At 44.5% G+C, this 19129-nt stretch carries 15 protein-coding genes; 6 read left to right on the top strand and 9 right to left on the bottom strand.

The genetic code is table 11. The features are described 5' to 3' along the window. The first annotated feature begins 7 nt into the window (after positions 1–7). The 5 genes from ATG66_RS12930 to deoD (ATG66_RS12910) all read left to right on the top strand — a co-directional run bounded on the left by ATG66_RS12930 (position 8) and on the right by deoD (ATG66_RS12910) (position 6385). On the top strand, positions 8–1267 hold the full coding sequence (locus ATG66_RS12930) for an ankyrin repeat domain-containing protein (protein WP_098415683.1): 1260 nt from the start codon (positions 8–10) through the stop codon (positions 1265–1267). A 123-nt stretch (positions 1268–1390) separates the two neighbouring features. Then, positions 1391–2947: an acyl-CoA synthetase FdrA gene (fdrA, locus tag ATG66_RS12925; RefSeq protein WP_098415682.1), complete on the top strand. Its 1557-nt coding sequence runs from the start codon at positions 1391–1393 to the stop codon at positions 2945–2947. Positions 2948–2950: 3 nt separating this feature from the next. Beyond that, positions 2951–4369 (top strand): DUF1116 domain-containing protein, encoded by a 1419-nt coding sequence (locus tag ATG66_RS12920; RefSeq protein ID WP_098415681.1) that lies wholly within the window; start codon positions 2951–2953, stop codon positions 4367–4369. A 125-nt stretch (positions 4370–4494) separates the two neighbouring features. Next, positions 4495–5430, top strand: a complete 936-nt coding sequence (locus ATG66_RS12915; protein ID WP_098415680.1) for a carbamate kinase — start codon at positions 4495–4497, stop codon at positions 5428–5430. 250 nt (positions 5431–5680) lie between these two features. Continuing rightward, complete coding sequence (gene deoD, locus ATG66_RS12910; RefSeq protein WP_098415679.1) at positions 5681–6385, top strand: purine-nucleoside phosphorylase; 705 nt, start codon at positions 5681–5683, stop codon at positions 6383–6385. 91 nt (positions 6386–6476) lie between these two features. On the opposite strand, the gene ATG66_RS12905 is transcribed toward deoD (ATG66_RS12910), so the two are convergent. The 8 genes from ATG66_RS12905 to ATG66_RS20840 form a co-directional block, all read right to left on the bottom strand. Then, positions 6477–8429: a methyl-accepting chemotaxis protein gene (locus tag ATG66_RS12905; protein ID WP_098415678.1), complete on the bottom strand. Its 1953-nt coding sequence runs from the start codon at positions 8427–8429 to the stop codon at positions 6477–6479. A gap of 322 nt (positions 8430–8751) precedes the next feature. Then, positions 8752–9351: a Crp/Fnr family transcriptional regulator gene (locus ATG66_RS12900; RefSeq protein WP_098415677.1), complete on the bottom strand. Its 600-nt coding sequence runs from the start codon at positions 9349–9351 to the stop codon at positions 8752–8754. Positions 9352–9447: 96 nt separating this feature from the next. Then, positions 9448–10800 carry an amidohydrolase family protein gene (locus ATG66_RS12895; RefSeq protein WP_257145738.1) on the bottom strand — a complete coding sequence of 451 codons (1353 nt, stop codon included), beginning with the start codon at positions 10798–10800 and terminating at the stop codon, positions 9448–9450. 80 nt (positions 10801–10880) lie between these two features. Then, positions 10881–11591: a purine-nucleoside phosphorylase gene (deoD, locus tag ATG66_RS12890; RefSeq protein ID WP_098415675.1), complete on the bottom strand. Its 711-nt coding sequence runs from the start codon at positions 11589–11591 to the stop codon at positions 10881–10883. Between the two features lie 19 nt (positions 11592–11610). Continuing rightward, a complete protein-coding gene (locus tag ATG66_RS12885; protein ID WP_098415674.1) occupies positions 11611–12831 on the bottom strand; it encodes a NupC/NupG family nucleoside CNT transporter in 1221 nt (406 codons plus the stop codon). A gap of 510 nt (positions 12832–13341) precedes the next feature. Continuing rightward, positions 13342–14694, bottom strand: coding sequence for an NADP-specific glutamate dehydrogenase (gene gdhA / locus ATG66_RS12880; protein ID WP_098415673.1), 1353 nt, complete (start codon positions 14692–14694; stop codon positions 13342–13344). A 354-nt stretch (positions 14695–15048) separates the two neighbouring features. Beyond that, on the bottom strand, positions 15049–15984 hold the full coding sequence (locus ATG66_RS12875; RefSeq protein ID WP_098415672.1) for a DMT family transporter: 936 nt from the start codon (positions 15982–15984) through the stop codon (positions 15049–15051). A gap of 515 nt (positions 15985–16499) precedes the next feature. Then, positions 16500–16649, bottom strand: coding sequence for a hypothetical protein (locus ATG66_RS20840; RefSeq protein WP_179885660.1), 150 nt, complete (start codon positions 16647–16649; stop codon positions 16500–16502). 161 nt (positions 16650–16810) lie between these two features. On the opposite strand from ATG66_RS20840, the gene ATG66_RS12870 reads away from it, so the two are divergent. After that, positions 16811–18382 (top strand): sensor domain-containing diguanylate cyclase, encoded by a 1572-nt coding sequence (locus ATG66_RS12870; RefSeq protein WP_098415671.1) that lies wholly within the window; start codon positions 16811–16813, stop codon positions 18380–18382. Between the two features lie 21 nt (positions 18383–18403). Here ATG66_RS12870 and ATG66_RS12865 read toward each other — a convergent pair whose 3' ends face one another. Then, positions 18404–18961, bottom strand: coding sequence for a DUF3750 domain-containing protein (locus tag ATG66_RS12865; RefSeq protein WP_098415670.1), 558 nt, complete (start codon positions 18959–18961; stop codon positions 18404–18406). Positions 18962–19129: the final 168 nt, after the last annotated feature.

Below are 19129 nucleotides of genomic sequence, written 5' to 3'. Positions count from 1 at the left end.
AAGCATTATGAATAGCAATATTTCACTATCACTGCACGATCTGGTTAAGGCGGGGTCACGAGATGATGTAATCCAACAGCTAGAGACTGGTGCATTAATTGAAAGCCGTGATGATAATGGCTGCACTCCGTTGATGATAGCGGTACAAAATAACAATATCGATATGGTCAAGGTATTACTGGAGCGGGGGGCCGACGTGAACGCGCGTGATGTCACCATGTTGACACCATATCTGTGTGCTGGCGCTAATGGCTTCCATGATCTGTTGTCACTGACATTGTTACACGGGGCGGATGTCACCAGTATTAACCGTTTTGGTGGTACTCCGTTATTACCATCCAGTGAAAAGGGCTTCTTGCGTACGGTTCAAGTGAGCCTCGCGGCAGGGATTCCGGTGAATCACGCGAATAAACTGGGTTGGTCTGCTCTTTTGGAGGCGGTCGTGCTTGGTGATGGCGGGTACTTGTACGGCGATGTGATCGACATGCTGTTATCCGCCGGTGCCGATCAACACCTTAAAGATCGCGATGGCATTAGCGCATTGCAACACGCTAAAGCACGACAACAAACTCGTGTGGTGGCGTTAATGACGGATGCCGAAGCAGTACGAGCAAGCGAAAGCGCGGCGCTGCGTGAGGTGAAAGCACATTTAGCGGCGTTTGAATATGAAGATGCTCTTGGCGTATTGACCGCTAAGCCATCAGAGTTTACCGACCGAACGGGCTACCATTATTACTGTGGTTACGTGTTGATGGAGTTGGGGCGTTACCAAGACGCGATTGACGCTTATCGCCAGGGGTTATCATTAAGCGATAATCCGGCAGAGTTTCATTTATATATTGCCAATAGTTATCGTTTAGCCAAACAAAGTGAGCAAGCGTTAGCAGAATTTGATTTGGGCATTGCAGCTAATCCTCGTTCGCCTTTTGTGCGTTATCACAAATCGAACTATTTACGAGAGTTGGGGATGCATCAAACGGCCGTCGAGACCATGTATCAGTTACTGGCCGCGGAGCCAAGTCGTTATGATTATTCGTTCCATTTGAGTAACAGTTTGCGTTCATTAGGACGACATAGCGAAGCCGTATGTGCGATAGAAAATGCAATTACTCATGATTATACCAATGCTCTTTATTATTTGCATAAAGGCAAATCATTAGAATTACTGGGTAAAAACAAGCAAGCATTAATGGTGATCAATTATGCAATTGATGTTTGTGATGACAGCAGTGAATTATTAGATGTTAAGCAACAATTGCTTAATTAAAAAATAATCATGTATTAACCGGAATAATTAAAACGAATTAATTAATTATTAAAACTTTGAGCTAATAGTGACAAAGTTAGCGTCACTATTATCTCAATAAAGTGGAAATAAAAAGAGGCGAACATGGTCGTTAAAGTAATAGTCAAAAAAAATAACTATTTTGATTCAGTGTCATTAATGGCATTGTCGACAAAAGTCAACGAATTACCTGATGTTGAACAGGCGTTTGTTGCCATGGCAACCGACATGAACAAGGGGGTATTGGATAATGTCGGTCTATTGGACGATGAGATTCGTACGGCCAATAGCGGTGACTTATTTATTGTCGTGAAAGCGGCGAGCGAAGAAGTGTGTGAACAAACACTGGAAGAAGTCGAAAAGTTATTAAAAGGCGGCGATAAGTCTTCGACTGGCCTCGGTGGCGCACAAGAGCAGAAGTTTACAACGTTAAAAAGCGCGTTGAAACAGCAACCTGATGCCAATTTGGCGATTGTTTCTGTACCTGGTGAGTTTGCCAAGCGCGAAGCGCTGATTGCCTTGAATAATGATCTACATGTGTTGATGTTTAGTGACAACGTATCAGTAGAAGATGAAATTGAACTGAAAACGCTCGCTCATGACAAAGGGCTGCTGATGATGGGGCCTGACTGTGGCACTGCGATCATCAATAACGTGGGCCTCTGTTTTGCGAATAAAGTTCGTGCTGGCAATATCGGTATCGTGGGGGCATCAGGCACGGGTAGCCAAGAAGTCGCGGCGCGTATTCATGATTTTGGTGGCGGCATTACCCAACTGCTTGGCACGGGTGGTCGCGATCTGAGTGAAGCGGTAGGCGGTGTCATGATGTTAGACGGCCTGCGTGCTCTTGAAGCCGATCCTAATACTGAAATCGTACTGATCGTTTCTAAACCGGCAGCGAAAAGTGTTGAAGCCAAAGTGCTTGAACAAGTGAAATCCATGTCTAAACCTGTCGTGGTTTGTCTGCTGGGCGGGGATGAAGCGCCAGTGGTTGAAGCAGGCGCACACTTTGCTAAAACCACGAAAGAAGCGGCGTTGCAATCGGTGATTTTGGCTGGCGTGGATGAAGCTGGGATCAACAAACGAGCGCTTAACCTACCATTAATTGAAGAAATTAAAGCCAAATTAGCACCTGAGCAAAAATACATCCGTGGTTTGTTCTGTGGCGGTACTTTGTGTGAAGAGTCCATGATGTTAGCTCGTGAACACTTCTCCGACGTTTACAGCAATATCGCGAAAAAACCAGAACAGCGTTTGGCAGATATTGACGTTAGTCAGGCGCATACTTTTATCGACTTTGGTGATGATGATTTCACCAACGGCCGTCCGCACCCGATGATTGACCCATCATCACGCATTGATCGCTTGTTGAAAGAAGCCGACGATCCCGAAGTTGGCGTGATATTGCTTGATTTTGTGATTGGTTACGGCTCCCACCAAGACCCAGTAGGCGTAACGCTTCCTGCCATTATTGAAGCAAAACAGAAAGCCGCAGAGCGTGGTCAACATCTGGAAATTCTCGGTTATGTCCTCGGAACCGATTTAGACACTCCGGACATGAGTGAACAGATCGAGAAACTGGCGCAAGCGGGAGTCACTATCTCTAGCAGCAGCCAAAACACCGGACTACTGGCACGTGGATTTGTGAGCAAAGGAGAATAAGAGATGAGCAAAGTCGAACAATTGTTTTCAGGCCTGAATGTGATTAACGTGGGTTTGGAGTTTTTCAAACAAGACATTCAGAAACAACAAGCGCCAGTAACTCAAGTGAGCTGGCAACCAATTGCGGGTGGTAATAAAACGGTCATCGATGCTCTAGATAAATTGGCGCAACCTGAAATTGCCGCTAAAATCGAAGCCGCGAATGAACAAGCAGTCGATCGCATCATTAACTCACACCCTGTCCTAGTAGGGTATGAGCGTGCAATTGATGTGGTACCTGGCATGACTAAAACCACTATTTTGCATGCGGGTCCACCGGTTGCATGGGAAGATATGAATGGTCCAATGCGTGGTGCGGTTACCGGTGCTCTGATTTTTGAAGGTTTAGCGAATAATTTAGATGAAGCCTTTAGACTGGCAGGCTCAGGTGAAATAACCTTCTCGCCTTGTCACGAGCATGACTGCGTGGGTTCTATGGCGGGTGTCACTTCAGCATCAATGTACATGCATGTTGTGAAAAACCAAGCGTACGGAAACGTAGTTTACACCAACCTCAGTGAGCAGATGGCGAAGATTCTGCGTATGGGCGCTAACGATGAAAGTGTCGTGGAGCGTCTACTATGGATGCGTGATTTGCTCGGTCCAATGCTCAAAGCGGCGATGGAAATCGGTGAGCCGATTGATCTGCGTCTGATGTTGGCACAAGCGCTGCACATGGGCGATGAGTGTCACAACCGCAACAACGCTGGTACGGCTCTGCTGGCTCAAGCGTTGACACCACGTATTCTACAGACTGATTTTACGACTGAACAGAAGCGTGAAGTGTTTGATTTTATTGCATCAAGTGACTATTTCTCAGGCCCGACTTGGATGGCGATGTGTAAATGTGCTTTGGATGCAGGGCACGGCATTGAAAACAGCACCCTCGTGACCACCATGGCACGTAACGGTGTGGAATTCGGTATTCGAATCAGCGGTATGCCAGGGTTTACTTGGTTTACTGGCCCAGCGCAGAAAGTGGTTGGCCCTCTATTTGCGGGCTACAAGCCTGAAGACTCCGGCCTAGATATCGGTGACAGTGCGATCACAGAAACCTATGGTATTGGTGGCTTCGCGATGGCAACGGCGCCCGCTATCGTTGCGCTGGTTGGCGGCACGGTGGCAGAAGCGATTGATTACTCGATTCAGATGGATGAAATTACAACCAAAACAAACCCTAATATCACGATTCCTTTGTTGAACTTCAAAGGTGCTTCATCGGGCATCGATATTCGTAAAGTGCTTGAAACGGGGATTCTTCCTATTATCAACACGGCGATTGCTCATAAAGAGCCGGGTGTCGGCATGATAGGCTGTGGTATTACCAATCCTCCTTTGGAGTGTTTTGAAAAAGCCTTATTGGCGTTCGCTAATAAGATCTAGCCAGACAAGTATTGACACTCAACCATTGCGCCAGTGATTCCACTGGCGCAATTCCTCCATGATTACTTTGGAGCACATTCAATGTGCTCTGGGTATCGATGGGGCTTATTAATCGAGGAATAACGATGAGAATTGTTTTAGCATTAGGCGGCAACGCATTATTAGAGCGAGGTCAACCATTGACGGCCGCCAATCAGCGTATCAATATTAAAAAAGCCGCCGCCGCAATAGCGGAAGTTGCCAAGCAGCATCAAGTGGTGATTGTTCACGGGAATGGCCCACAAGTGGGGCTTCTGATGGAACAAAACAGCCAATATCAACAGCAAAAGCCGGAAGTAACGGCCTATCCATTGGATGTATTAGGTGCCCAAACCTGCGGAATGATTGGTTATATGCTTCAGCAAGAGCTGTTCAATGCAGACAATAACCTAAGTATTACAACGATGCTTTCTCAGACATGCGTGAATATTAATGACAACGCATTTGATGACCCAACTAAGTTTGTCGGTCCGGTCTACCGTGATGGTGAGATCGAAGCATTGCGCGCTGAAAATCCAGCGGCGATCTACAAGAAAGATGGTGACTATTACCGTCGCGTTGTGGCATCGCCTCAACCTCAAGATATCGTAGAATCGGCGCAAATTACTCGTTTGCTAGAAAGTGGTAATACCGTCATTGCTTGTGGCGGCGGGGGGATCCCGGTATTCCAAGCAGAAGATGGGGCGCTGGTGGGTGTCGAATGTGTTATTGATAAAGATTTAACGGCAGAGCTACTGGCAGAGCAAACTGAAGCCGATTTGTTCATTATTCTTACAGATGGTGCGGTGTACCTTAATTATGGTAAACCTGATCAAAAAGCCATCAAATTGACGAGCCCACAAGAGTTAAGCAAATATTCATTTCCACCGGGGTCAATGGCACCAAAAATTGATGCAGTTTGCCAATTTGTCTCTAAAGGCTTGGGAAATGCCGCCATTGGCGCATTAGATGAATTACCAGAAATCATTGCCGGCAGTTCGGGCACGACGATTACCAATTTAGTGAGTATGGAATACTATTAATATTCCGATCATGATTATCTGCAACACCACCTCTGAGAGGTGGTGTTTTTATATGCGACGCGTTCAGTTTGTCCATGTTTCTATCCCAAGTCTTCCAAGATATCGGGCTTGATGAAAAACCTCGCCTCTCGCGTCGTTAGATTAACATCGAGCTTGTTACCTTTCCTGAGCAGAGCGGACACTTGTCCGTTTTTTTTCATCTACAATTACGTAGAATTATGGGTCCAATATATACAAAAAAGGGATAGTCATGACTCCTCATATTAATGCACCACAAGGTGCTTTTGCTGAAACGGTTCTAATGCCAGGAGATCCGCTAAGAGCAAAGTTTATTGCCGAAAACTACTTGTCGGATGCTAAGCAAGTGAGCGACGTAAGAAATGTACTTGGATTTACGGGAACGTACCAAGGTAAACCAGTGTCAGTCTTAGCCTCTGGGATGGGGACACCATCAATGGCGATTTACGCCAACGAATTAATCAATGAATATGGGGTCAAACAGTTGATTCGTGTGGGGAGCTGCGGTGCGATTGCTGAAGATATCGCGCTAAGAGACATCATTGTGCCTAATGCCGCCAGTACCGGAAACGCGATGAACCGAGCAAGATTTGCGGGATATGATTATGCGGCTGCACCGGACTTCTCTATGCTCAAAAATTGCTGGGATGTTTCTGAGTCGATGTCTATCGATGTGAGAGTCGGTAATATCTTTACCAATGATTTCTTTTATGAAGACCCTGATTACCTAATGCCAGCGCTAAAAACGATGAACATATTGGCATTAGACATGGAGTCTGCTGCTCTGTTCTCGATTGCGGCAAAAAATCGTGTCAAAGCGTTAAGTATTCTGACCGTGTCCGATCACGTGGTAAAAGGTGGAGAGCTAACCCCAGAAGAGAGACAGACATCTTTTGATAATATGATGATACTTGCACTCGAAACGGCTACTAAGTAAAACTGACTCTTGCGCTACAAGCTACCCCAAGCCCCGTAGCGCAAGCATTACGCACTGCCTATAAAAGTCGTAGGCGGTGCGTAAAGTAAAGCTAGGAGATTTTAAACTGCACGACCATTTGGTTTAGTTGCTCAGCCAATCGCGCAATCTCTAAGCTCGAACCACGGGTTTCATCCGAAGCCGCTGCATTTTCAGTTGCAATTTGTTTGACATTGACTAAATTTTTATTGATGTCTTCAGCAACGGCGGTTTGTTGCTCAGCCGCACTGGCGATTTGCATATTCATGTCACTGATGACCCGGATGGCACCATTGATCGTCTCTAGGGCATTATTGGCTTCACCGGCATGTTCGACACAGTAATCGGCTTGTGTTTTACCTTCACTCATTACCGCCACGGTTTCGCGAGTGCCTGTTTGCAGTTGAGAAATGATGTTCTGAATTTCGGCGGTGGACTCTTGAGTGCGCCCCGCTAATGAGCGAACTTCATCGGCAACCACTGCAAATCCGCGTCCTTGTTCTCCCGCACGTGCAGCTTCAATCGCGGCATTGAGTGCTAGCAGGTTAGTTTGCTCGGCAATACCTCGAATGACATCTAGAATCGTGCCGATATTCAGTACTTGTTTTTCTACCCCACCGAGTTTGAGAGCCGAGTCGTTTACATGCGCTGATAAGGTATGAATGGCATTGATCGTCTGATCGACCACCTTTGTCCCGGACTCCGCCTCTTTGTCGGCTTGCGTGGCCGCTTGTGATGCTTTTTGTGCATTATCAGCAACATCGTGAACGGTTGAGGCCATTTCATTCATGGCTGTGGCGACCATTTCGGTTTCAGATTCCTGTTGAATAATCCCTTTGGAAGTCTGCTCGGTGACGACCGCTAGCTCTTCAGCAGCCGATGACAGCTCACCGCTGGCACCAGCCATGGTCATGATCATCGCTTTCAGCTGTTCGCTGCTGTTTCCGATCGCGGTGAGCAATTGACCCGCTTCATCGCTCCGAGTGCTCGTTACGCTGTGCGTCAGATCGCCCTCAGCCAAACGATTTGCGGCTTGCACTGCCAAAGAAATAGGTTGGGTGATATTGCGGATGATGAAATACGCCACAACAATGCCACTGCCTAGCGCCACGAGAGTGATTATCAGCATCATTACCAAACTATCATGATTGCTTTGTTCTAGTTTAGCGACGTGCAGGTTCATTGCGTCGATGATGAGCAATTTAACCTGTTCAACTTCATCGGCGATGCGTGGACCAAGGATGTCTAATGTATTGGCTACGAGCTGGTTACGCTCAGTAATTAAGCGCTGCGCGTCTTGCATTTCGGTGATGTAGTTATCGTGCGCGGTAACAAACTCGTTAAAAAGTGAACGATGCGCACCGGAAGTTAATAGTGAAGAGAGCTGTTTGACTTTTTTATCCACCGAGGCATTCATCGCTTGCATCGCCATGGCAAAATCCTCGTCACGGTTGTTTTGCAAATATTTGACCAAGAACAAACGTCCGGTGAGAATGTGCTCCTGAATAGAGCGTGCCACATAGTAAGCTGGCATTTGGCCGCTCAGCCGAGTGGTTTCTAGCAGTTCTGCAATACGCTCCCGCATGACTTCACCGTCACGCATTAGCTCTGCGTCATTGACCACATAGATCTGACGGATTAAATCCGTCACTTGAACGAAGGCTTGGTCGTAATCTTTGAGCAAGCGAACCACATCTTGCAGTTCCTTTTCTTGTTCGGTGCCAGCCAACGCTTGTTGTGCTTGGGCTAACAATTGTTGTAGCGCCTTGAACTCTTTTTGATATTTGGTCAAGTCTTCTTGTTGATGACCTATCAGGTAGTCCTTAACACTCATGCGTGCCAGCAGCAGGTGGGTTTGTACTCGCCCTTGCAAGTTACCTTGTATTGATAATGCACGGTAATCATCCAATCCATCATCGGCGCGTTTAAATGCGATCATGCTCATTGTCACTACAATAATTAAAAGCCCTAATACCAAGGCAAATCCAGCGGATATTTTATAGCCTAATCTTAAATTACTCAGCATATATGCTCTCCCCGCGCAAGCGGCTTAAATTGTTATATTAGTTTTTGTTATAATTAATCCTGTGTATCTTACGACAGGATAACGGGAGGTATAACGGCATTTATTCTGAAGTGTGAAGCAGCGTCACTAAGGCGTGAGTGCAAACTGAGGTTTCATTAATGAGAGGTTTCTTTTTAGTGTAAAAGCTCTATTAATCAATGATTTATTGAGGGTTTGTGGGGCTGGTTGTGTGCGAGTGGATGATGGGGTGTTTTGGTTTAGCGATAAAGGGAAGGTATTCACTGCCGCACTGTTGCGGCGGCGTGTTTATATCCCTTCTGAATTATAGTTCAATTAATAATTTGTAGCGTTTTCCTGATTTTTCTAATATTCCCTCACTAATTAAATCATGAATAATTCGTCGATAAGTACGAGGAGTGATACCTAATTTTTTTGAATTCAAGTTTGAAGACAATTCAAAATAACCTTGACCTGCGAGGTTATGGGCTTGAAGAATTTGATTTTCTATACTGGTTCTTGTTGGTTGGGTGAGCCTTTCTATCAGTTTTTTGACATTGGTATTATATCTTTTAGTCATTAATTCCATTAGATCGGAAAAAACGTCTTGGTTTGATGATAAAACTTTTAATACTTGAGGTTTGGTGAGTTTATAGTAACTGCCAGGCTGATTAGATTTAACGTTAAATAAGGCGTGATTATCTTTCTGGAAAAACTCCATTTCCCCAATAAACCCGGTGTAATTCTCTTCAATCTTTAAAATGAATTCATTGCCGTTACTGTTTATATAAGAAATGGTTAGGTTAGCGTTAATACAAAAGATCAACGACGGAACCGCGACCGACTGTTTTAAAAGATACACATTTTTATCATAATTGTGTTTGTAAGCGCCAGATGATTCAAGCACCGAGACGACATGTTGCAATGTGACACTCCCTAATCTTAAAAATATGGGTAAAGGGGACATCATGCATATTCTCAAATAACCTCAAACCTGTGTATTGAGGTTATTTGGGCATTATTAACTCAATTGCTTAACAGCTCGGCCATTTACCCAGACTTTAATAATATGGTTTCTATCCGTATAGGCAATGATTTTTTCGAAAATATCTTGAGTACTATCAAGGCTAGGGAAGATGTTGAGCTCTTCATGGGTAGTATCGATGCATATCGCATCAAAAAGTTGACCGGCTTGGATTGTACCTGCATTGAGTTTTAGACTCTTAGCTCCACCAACGGTTGCCATCCAGTAAGCTTCTAGCAGTGTAATTCTGGCTTTTGGGGTGCCACGTTGGTCGCTCGATAAGGTGTAATCAACGCCATTTTCACGTGCTCTAGAATGCGTAACAGCATCGAAACATGAGCGAAACAGTGACGGATAAGGAGAGGCCGCGATATCTGATCCAAGGCCGACTTGGATATCGGTATCTAATAGTTCGCGACACGGTAGCGCAGCGTTGGCAAAAAACGTATTGGATAGAGGACAGTGTGCAAGCGATGAGTGATGACGTTGTACAATATCCAAGTCATTTTTAGTTAAAAAGATTGAATGCGCTAATAACGTTTTTGGGCCTAGTAATCCGGCTTCCTCATAGAGTTCTACGTCTGTTTTGCCATATTTCTCTTCGCTAAAGTCTCTGGCCCAGTCACTTTCACTCGCGTGAGTTTGCACCGCACAATGGTACTTTTTCGCTAATTCACCTAGGCCACGCATCGCTTCTTTGGTACAAGTCGGTACAAAGCGTGGGGTAACGATAGGCTCGACGAGTCCATGATTTCCATCCAAGTTACGTACGTTTTGGATGAAGGTTTCTGTCAATTCGATTGAGGCTTGATAGCCATCGTCCATGTAGTAGTCGGGGCACATCGAGCTTTCATCCATCGCGACTTTACCCACAAAGGCTCTTTGACCTTGGCTTAAGCATTCTTGTGCTAAGTAAGTCGATGATTCCACATCAACCGTCGCGAAATAGACCGCGGTTGTTGTGCCGTGAGACAGATATGTACTGACCAGCCCTGGGTAAATACTTTTGCTGAACTCAATATCTTGATAGCGGCTTTCGAGTGGGAAGGTATACGTTTGTAACCATTGATCAAGCGGTAAGTCTAATCCTTTGCCAGCTTGTGGCCATTGAGGGGCGTGAATATGCAGGTCGATCATCCCTGGCAAGATATATTGACCAGTCTTGAGTGTTTCAAGCCCTCCGAGGTTTTTAAAATGACGAATTTGAGCAGCGTAATCCGTGTGAGCAGGGTTGGTTACACTTTCAATCAGTCCTGTTTCGCTATCAAAAACGATCAGAGCATTTTCTAATTGTTCGAACGAACCGAGTGTGGGGGTGTGGTAAACGGAGCCGAGAATTGCACGTTTCATGGTGATTCCAAGTTATTGTTGCCAAACTCAAACCAGAGACGCCTAGCCTCTGGTTTGTGATAGAAAAATTTGTAGTGAGCTTACAGCGTAAGCGCAGTCTCTAATGCGATTTCAACCATATCGTTGAGGCCGATTTGACGCTCATCAGAGCTAAGATGCTGCTGCTGGGTGATGTGGTCGGTAACGGTACAAAGGCCCAAAGCCCGGCATTTATGTTCTGCGGCAAGCGCATAGAGTGCGTTGATTTCCATCTCGACACCCAATATTCCGTATTTTTCCATCAGGTGGTAGTAATCTTCATCTGGACGATAGAATAAATCGGACGAGAAGACGTTTCCGACTTTGTGCTTAACCGATTTAGACTGAATGACTTGGTAACAGGCTTGCAGCAGTTCAAAGTTGGCTAATGCCGCCAAGTCATGATCACGGAAACGGATGCGGTTTATTTTTGAGTCCGTTGACGCGCCTTGCGCAATGATTAAATCTTTCAGTTCTACATCATCCGAGATGGCACCGCAGCTACCGACACGGATAAAGTTTTTGACGCCATAGTGAGTCATCAGTTCGTGAAAATAGATCGAGGCGGATGGGCCGCCCATACCATGTCCCATCACAGAGATGGGTTTCGACTGATAAGTGCCAGTAAAGCCGAGAATCCCACGCACATTGGTCACTTCACGAACGTCGTCTAGAAAATTCTCAGCAATGTATTTGGCTCTTAGCGGGTCGCCAGACATGATAATCGTTTCAGCAAAGTCGTTTGCGTTTGCATTGATATGAGGAGTAGACATAGTTTTTCCTTATTTAAAATCAGCCGAGAGAGATAAGTGTGCCCGCGATGGTGCCAGACATAAGGTTTGCCAGAATGGAAGCGAGCAGTACACGTGGCCCAATAGACGAAATGAGATCACGCTTATCAGGGCACATGGCGCTAATACCACCAACGACCATCGCAAGAGAGCCAATATTGGCGAAGCCACACAAACTAAACACGACGATGGCTTGTGTTTTTTCTGACAGTTGCTGCGCAATGTCTAAGTAATTGATGTAAGCAACAAATTCATTGATCGCTATTTTTTGACCAATGATCGAGCCTGCCGTGATGGCCTCTGACCAAGGGACCCCCATCAAAAAGGTCAATGGAGCGAGGAGGTAACCAATGATGGTTTCTAGTGTAAGAGCGTCGATTCCTACCATTGAGCCGATACCGCCGATGATGCCGTTGAGCAGAGCGATTAACGCGACGAAGGAAATAAGCAGCGCGGTAACGACGATGACCTGATTCATCCCCATGCTCGAACCATCCGAAATGGCTTCTAACAAACCTTTTGGTTTATCGGCTGAGTTGATGTCAATTTGGTTGTTGACGAGGTCATGTTCGGTTTGAGGGCATAATAACTTGGCAAAAAGTAAACCTGCTGGTGCAGTCATAAAACAGGCAGTAAGAATGTACTTAGGATCAATACCTAAGTTGATGTAGCCAACCATCGTGCCACCAGCCACACTGGCAAGGCCGCCGGTCATGACAGCGAATAGCTCTGAGCGAGTCATGTTTTTTACTAACGGTCGAACCATGGAAGGCGCTTCGATTGGTCCAACAAAAATATTGGCTGTGGCTGAAAGTGATTCCGCTTTGCTGGTTCCCAACACCTTCGATAACCCACCACCAATGGTATTGATGACAAGTTGCATGATTTTTAAGTAATACAGGACGGAAATCAGTGCGGAAACGAAGATCACCACACACAGGACATTGATGACGAAGATAAAGCCGACTTTGAAGTCAGCCAAGTTACCAAAGACAAACTTAAGGCCTGCGTTTGAAAAAGCGATGATGTCGTTCACACCATGACTCAGAGACTCAATAATGCTCATCCCTATTGGGACATACATGACAAAAGCGCCAAGCGCTATCTGCATAGAGAGTGCGAGAAGGATAGTACGGAAGTTGATACTGGTGCGGTTTTCTGAGCACAGATATCCTATCAGTATCAGCGAGGCAATGCCGATTAAACTCATAATTGTAGACATAGGGTTGTTCCATTTTCGTTATTGTTCCTCGCTATAATTTGATAAACGCAAACGAAAAGAACGGACATTTTTCCCCTTAATTCAGCTTTATTACATTTTTTGAAAGGGATCACGTTTGGATGATGATAGGTTTGTAAGCAATTGAATGCATACGCTTAATAACTTCAAGGGGCGGATTCAATGCGTTGTCTTTGGCTTGAGTTTTTCTTGAATTTTTCAGAAGTCAAAGATACGTAAGCACACATGATGGGTCATTTTCTTGGTGATGAAATTATGCTGAAGGCATGTGTTTTTTTTGGGAGGGGGCGAATTTATAACGGTAAGGTTTGGGTCTAAGACTTTATTAACGAGCGTTAATTTAAGCTCATCCGATGATCAGACCGTTGAATAAAGTAATTCTCGCGGAACCAAGCAGATTGAAATTAGTTGAGTATAAACCAAGTGTTCAGATATTTATCAATCGCAGTATTCGGTCGTATAACGCCACCTTCCTAGAAGGTGGCGGTTGATTTAAACGATACCTTGTTCGATCATTGCATCGGCCACTTTTCTAAAGCCAGCAATGTTGGCACCAAACACTAAGTTACCCGGTTGACCAAACTCCTTACTCGTTTCATTTGCACTAGTAAAAATGTTTTCCATGATGGCTTGCAAATGGGCATCGACTTTCTCAAAAGTCCAGTTCTGCATACTCGCATTCTGAGCCATTTCAAGTTGGCTGGTGGCTACGCCGCCTGCGTTTGCCGCTTTTGCTGGCCCATAAGCGATATTGGAATCGACAATGGCATTGGCCGCCTCTTGAGTACTTGGCATATTAGCGCCTTCACAAACCAATTGGCACCCGTTATCGATAAGGGCTTGTGCATCGGCCAACGTTAACTCGTTTTGCGTGGCACATGGGAACGCGGCATCCGCTCGATAGCGCCAAACAGCATGACCATCATTAGGGTAATCACCAGCGGGTGTATAAGCTGCTTCTGGGTAAGTGTGCAAATACTCTTCTAAGCTGGCACGTCTCACTTCTTTGATGTGTTTTAGCAGCTCAAGGTCGATGCCTTGTTCATGGTAAACGGTGCCTCTTGAATCACTGCAAGAAACCGGGGTCGCGCCCATATGGTAGAGTTTTTCAATCGCGTAGATAGCGACGTTACCTGCACCAGACACTAAGCATTTTTTACCTTTTAATGAATCTTGACGGTCTTTTAGTATACAGTTCGCAAAATAGACGGTGCCGTATCCTGTCGCTTCTTTTCTCGCGAGAGAGCCACCCCAAAGTAGGCTTTTTCCGGTTAATACGCCTTCGTAGCGACCGGTCAAACGTTTATATTGACCAAACATGTAACCAATTTCACGAGCGCCGACACCGATATCTCCAGCAGGAACATCCGTAACAGGACCGATGTGACGGTATAACTCATTCATGAAAGACTGGCAGAAACGCATAATTTCGCCATCAGATTTGCCTTTCGGGTCGAAGTTAGAACCGCCTTTACCACCACCAATGGGTAAGCCTGTGAGTGCATTTTTAAAAATTTGTTCAAAGCCAAGGAATTTAATAATACTTGCATTCACTGATGGGTGAAATCTTAAACCGCCTTTATACGGACCGAGTGCTGAACTGAACTCGACACGGTACCCTTTGTTGACTTGAACATTACCAGCGTCGTCTACCCAAGGAACACGAAACATGATCTGTCTTTCAGGCTCTATTATTCTTTGGATTATGGATTGTTCTTGATATTGACGATTACTCTCAATCAATGGGGCGAGGGAAGTTAAGACCTCTTCTACGGCTTGATAAAATTCCTTCTGCGCAGGGCTAGTGTGTTGCAACGCGACAATCGTGTCATGTATATGTGGCATTTGTCCTTCCTTGATATGTTTAAGAAATCTAACTGATCTAACTGATATAACTGGCATTATTTAATGACAATTTTCACTGAGACTCAATAAAAACAAGCCAGTGATTTGTTGAGAAGCGCTAAGCGTCGAATTATAGTGGATTGATAACAGATATTTGTTTTAGTCGTGAAATGATTGGTTTATTAATGAACGGGTTCGTTTTATTCATTCAGAATGAGCAATGTATTGTTAAAGTGAAGCTGAAGATACGGTGCTTGACGGCCTAATTGAAAATGAGTTCATCAACAATGGCAGGAAGAAAAAGAAGTTAGACTACAAAACAGAGCGAGAGTCCTTTTTTGTAGTCTACACCCGTTACGAGTTGGTCGGTCTTGCCCTTATTTTTAAGTAGAGCCAAGGCCAGACGCTGACGATCATCACACCGATTAAAATCAGTATTGCCCCCCAAACGAATCCCGCATGCGCCTTTTCGTTAAGAATGATAATACCGGCTAGTACGCCGATGACAGGAGTCATGAACGAGAGAACCCCCAGTTGTGATGCCTTGTATTTTCGAATCAAACTGAACCAAGCTAAGTAGCTAGCAAAGCTGACAAAAATAACCTGCAAAAACAAATTGATAGAAACAGTATAATTCAGAGAGAAGGTAAGTTGATCAGTCACGGCTGCATAGCTTAACAGCAATAATCCCGCTCCTCCCAGTTGAAAGAATAAGGTGTGCTCAGCGGAAGCAAGACCAAGACGAGTACAGCGAACAACAACCGTCGTCGCCCCCCATAGAGAGCCAGCGATAAGCCCCATGATATCTCCCCGCAAGATATCTTGCATCTCGTGACTATTCATCTCATCTCTTGATATAAACGCCACGGCAATACCGGAAAAGGCAAGCGCGATACCAAACCATTGCATTCCGGCAAGTGTTTCGTTTTTATTAAACAGCTGAAGACCCACTGCGGCGAAAATGGGAGCGGTGTATAAAAACACCGTCATATGCGATGCTGATGTGTATCTTAATCCTTCTGCAACAAATAAAAATTCGAGAGCAAAAAGAGTTCCAACCACGATTCCCGAGATAACATAGTCTTTGGATTGCTTAAGCGAGTTTCTTTTAACCGTCATCACTATCCAGACCAGCAGAGCGCCCAAAAAAGAACGAAATCCGATTTGCAGTACGGGGGCGATATCATCCGCGATAGATTTTATGGCGGTTTGTTGCATTCCCCAAATAAAGCAGACAACAACCATCGTAAGGCTTGCACTTACATCAACGTTAAGCCTTGAATCTGTCATATATACTCCTTTAAATTATGATTTTTATAATATTTCTCTATGTTAGCTGCATTGCCTTGCAGACTTTATTCACGATTCCGGTTCAGAGAGATTACAACTTTGAACCGTTACACTGTTTGTCTATCATTCGTTTTGTTTCAACTAAGCACCTTGCGGTAATAGCCAGCGGTTTAATGGCATGATCGACATTAATAAAGCTTGTTGCTTCTGGATATCCACGTTAAAGAGAGCCGATTGGGCATATTTAGCCAACACCACCAGGATGCAGACCTTATTCATACTGGTTAACGAGGATGAATAAGAGTCAAACTGATCTTTTATATGTACGACAATTTAGTGATAGATGACGTTGCAATGATGTTCAACCAGCACCATGGTCTGCATGGTAGCAAGATAACTCATCAATTCAGCGTGTTAGGGCTAGCGCGTTCAAACTTTTCATCGTCTTTAAAATGACGATAGGCAGTGATTGGTTAGATCCGCAGCGCATGATAAATCATGGTGGTGCATAATCTTTAAGAAGCAAGCAGCACGGGCTTGATACGGTCACGAACGTTGTCATCACGAGTGGCGTTGTGCTGACGTTCAAAAATTGTTTGAGTGCGTGATTCCGTCTCATCTTCATGAGGCATAGCTTGACGCTCTTTCTCCAAAGAATCAAGCATCTCCAATGAACACCGGTATGCAGTTTAGATAGGAACATACTTAATATCCGGTTTAAACGGAGTATTAACAGTACTCGCAATTACAACCTGAAAAATAAAGCTATTTCATATAATCTATACACTCATTCATATGGATAGTCATCAACGTTGGCAGTTAGCAGATGTCTTTTAGAAAAAAAATTAACCTTAGAAACCTGATTGTAATACTGTGCGTGTTTAGTGTGTTTGTTACTTTGATCAACGCATTTTATTCAATTTATCTTGTACAGCGAGAGCTGATAGTCAATAACACGTTAGAGTCAAATCGTGTTTATGCACAAAAGATGTCAGAGATGACAGACTCTTTCATAGAAAGCTCAATGTCCCAGCTAAAATACAGCGCAAATCTGTTGAATGGGAAGATGCATGACACTGAGTTTATTGATGATGAAACCGAGCGATTGAGGACGCAAACAAAATCGTTTAATTCTGTGGTTATCGTTAATGCTAAGGGAGTGATTGTTTCGGTATCACCGGAGACGGTTCAGGTTAAAGGAGTCACATTGACTGGGGAAAGAAAACGTCAGTCTTTGAACGCCCAAGCGCCGATTATCACCGATCCATTTGTATCACCAGCAGGGAATTATCTGTTAACGTTATCGTACCCGATATTTTCGGAATCTAATCAGTATCTCGGCTATGTAGGCGGTACAATTTACTTAGAACAAAACAACATTCTAGGGACGTTGCTTAATCAGCATGCCTATAAAGATGGCTCCTATCTCTATGTTGTGGATGAGAATAAAACGCTGATCTATCACCCAGATAAATCTAGAATCGGCGAGGTGATTGACCATAATGTGGCCATTAACGCTGTGGTTATGGGGAAGAGTGGCAACAAAACAATAACTAACGAAAATGATATAGAAATGCTCGCTGGCTATTCAACGGTTGAGGCATCAGGTTGGGGAGTCGTTGCTCAACGTTCGAAATCTATTACGTTATCAGTACTAGACGAGCAAATGTGGAACGTCTTTTTCAAATCGATTCCTATCGGTTTATTGACCCTTTTACTGATTTGGCTTTTTTCTGTTCTCATCTCAAAACCATTATGGCAGTTAGCGGGGGCGGTAAGAGGAGTCGAAGAGCACTCTTCATCAATCGATGAACTTAAAAAGGTCAAAGCTTGGTATTTTGAAGCATCGAATTTGAAGAGCAGTTTTCTTAAAGCGTTTGGTATCGTCTCTAAAACCATAGATAAATTGCAGTTAGATACGCTTACTGATGCGATGACAGGGTTGTTAAACCGACGTGGATTAGAAAAACTACTTGAGTTATTTAAACAGCAAAACAAAGCCTTCTCACTCTTAGCGCTAGATATTGACCACTTTAAGCGTGTTAATGATAACTATGGACATGATGTTGGTGATCATCTACTCAAAGAGTTTGCTCAGTTAATGAAAGAACAAGCCAGAGCGAATGACCATCTGTGCCGCTCAGGAGGAGAAGAGTTTATGATGTTCCTCGAGGATACAGACGTTCACCACGCGGTTGACGTCGCAGAGCGGATTCGAAAAACAGTAGAGCATTATGATTTCCAAGTGGTTGATAAGGTGACGGTATCAATCGGAGTCTCCCATTGGAAGGGGAATGATATCCCCATCGCTGCTGTAATGAAAGACGCTGATAATGCGCTTTACAAAGCCAAACATAACGGAAGAAATAGAATCGAGTTAAGTCCTGACTTAAATTAAATGCGATTGATGATCTCGCTTTTACTCGCTGGCGTAACCACTGCCAATCGCTCGAAACGGCAAGTCAAGTTCTAACTCTGGGATTTGCTTGCCAACCCAAGCAGGGAAGGTATTGCTATTGGGGCCAGGAAATAGTGTGTACTCTTCCGCCCAAGGGTATTGGCTGATTGCATTTTCTATTTGAGGGATAAGTTGCTGAGCTTTTTCGCCTTGTATCGAGAGGATCTTTTCTGGTTTAGCGCCATACCAGTAACGATCAGGTGTGCCTGTTTGGTATTGATATAACGCTGGTTGTCCTCGATTTACCCGCCAACCGATCACTTCATATACGGTATATTCAGTCGCATTTTGAGGTTTGATAGCGAACCACGTGTGTACGGCAAACCAACCACGCCACCCAAATGCATCTGCAGCATAAAACTCAATCACAGCCTGTTTTACATCTGATGGATTTGGCGCGATACCAGCAGGCTCTCGGCTTGCGGTACGCCAATCACCTTGAGTACAGCCACTCAATAAGGCGATGATCGATATCAAACCTATCTTGATAAAATGATTAGAAGAGTGAGTGTGTTTCATTTAAAGCTCCTAGATGAACAACCTTGCCAATGATACCAATAAGATATCAAACTCTCGATGACGATGAGGTGAAAGGCTCGTACTACAATACGGTGTTGTACGTAATATCGGGATAAATGGAGTTATTAATAAAGTGTGTCCCCCGTCGTCAGTTTTCTCACAACTGAA

This window comes from Vibrio sp. ES.051, from assembly GCF_002563795.1.
Lineage (GTDB): Bacteria > Pseudomonadota > Gammaproteobacteria > Enterobacterales > Vibrionaceae > Vibrio.
The sequence above is the reverse complement of the archived record's forward strand: the minus strand, read 5'-3'. Positions and strand labels throughout refer to the sequence as shown.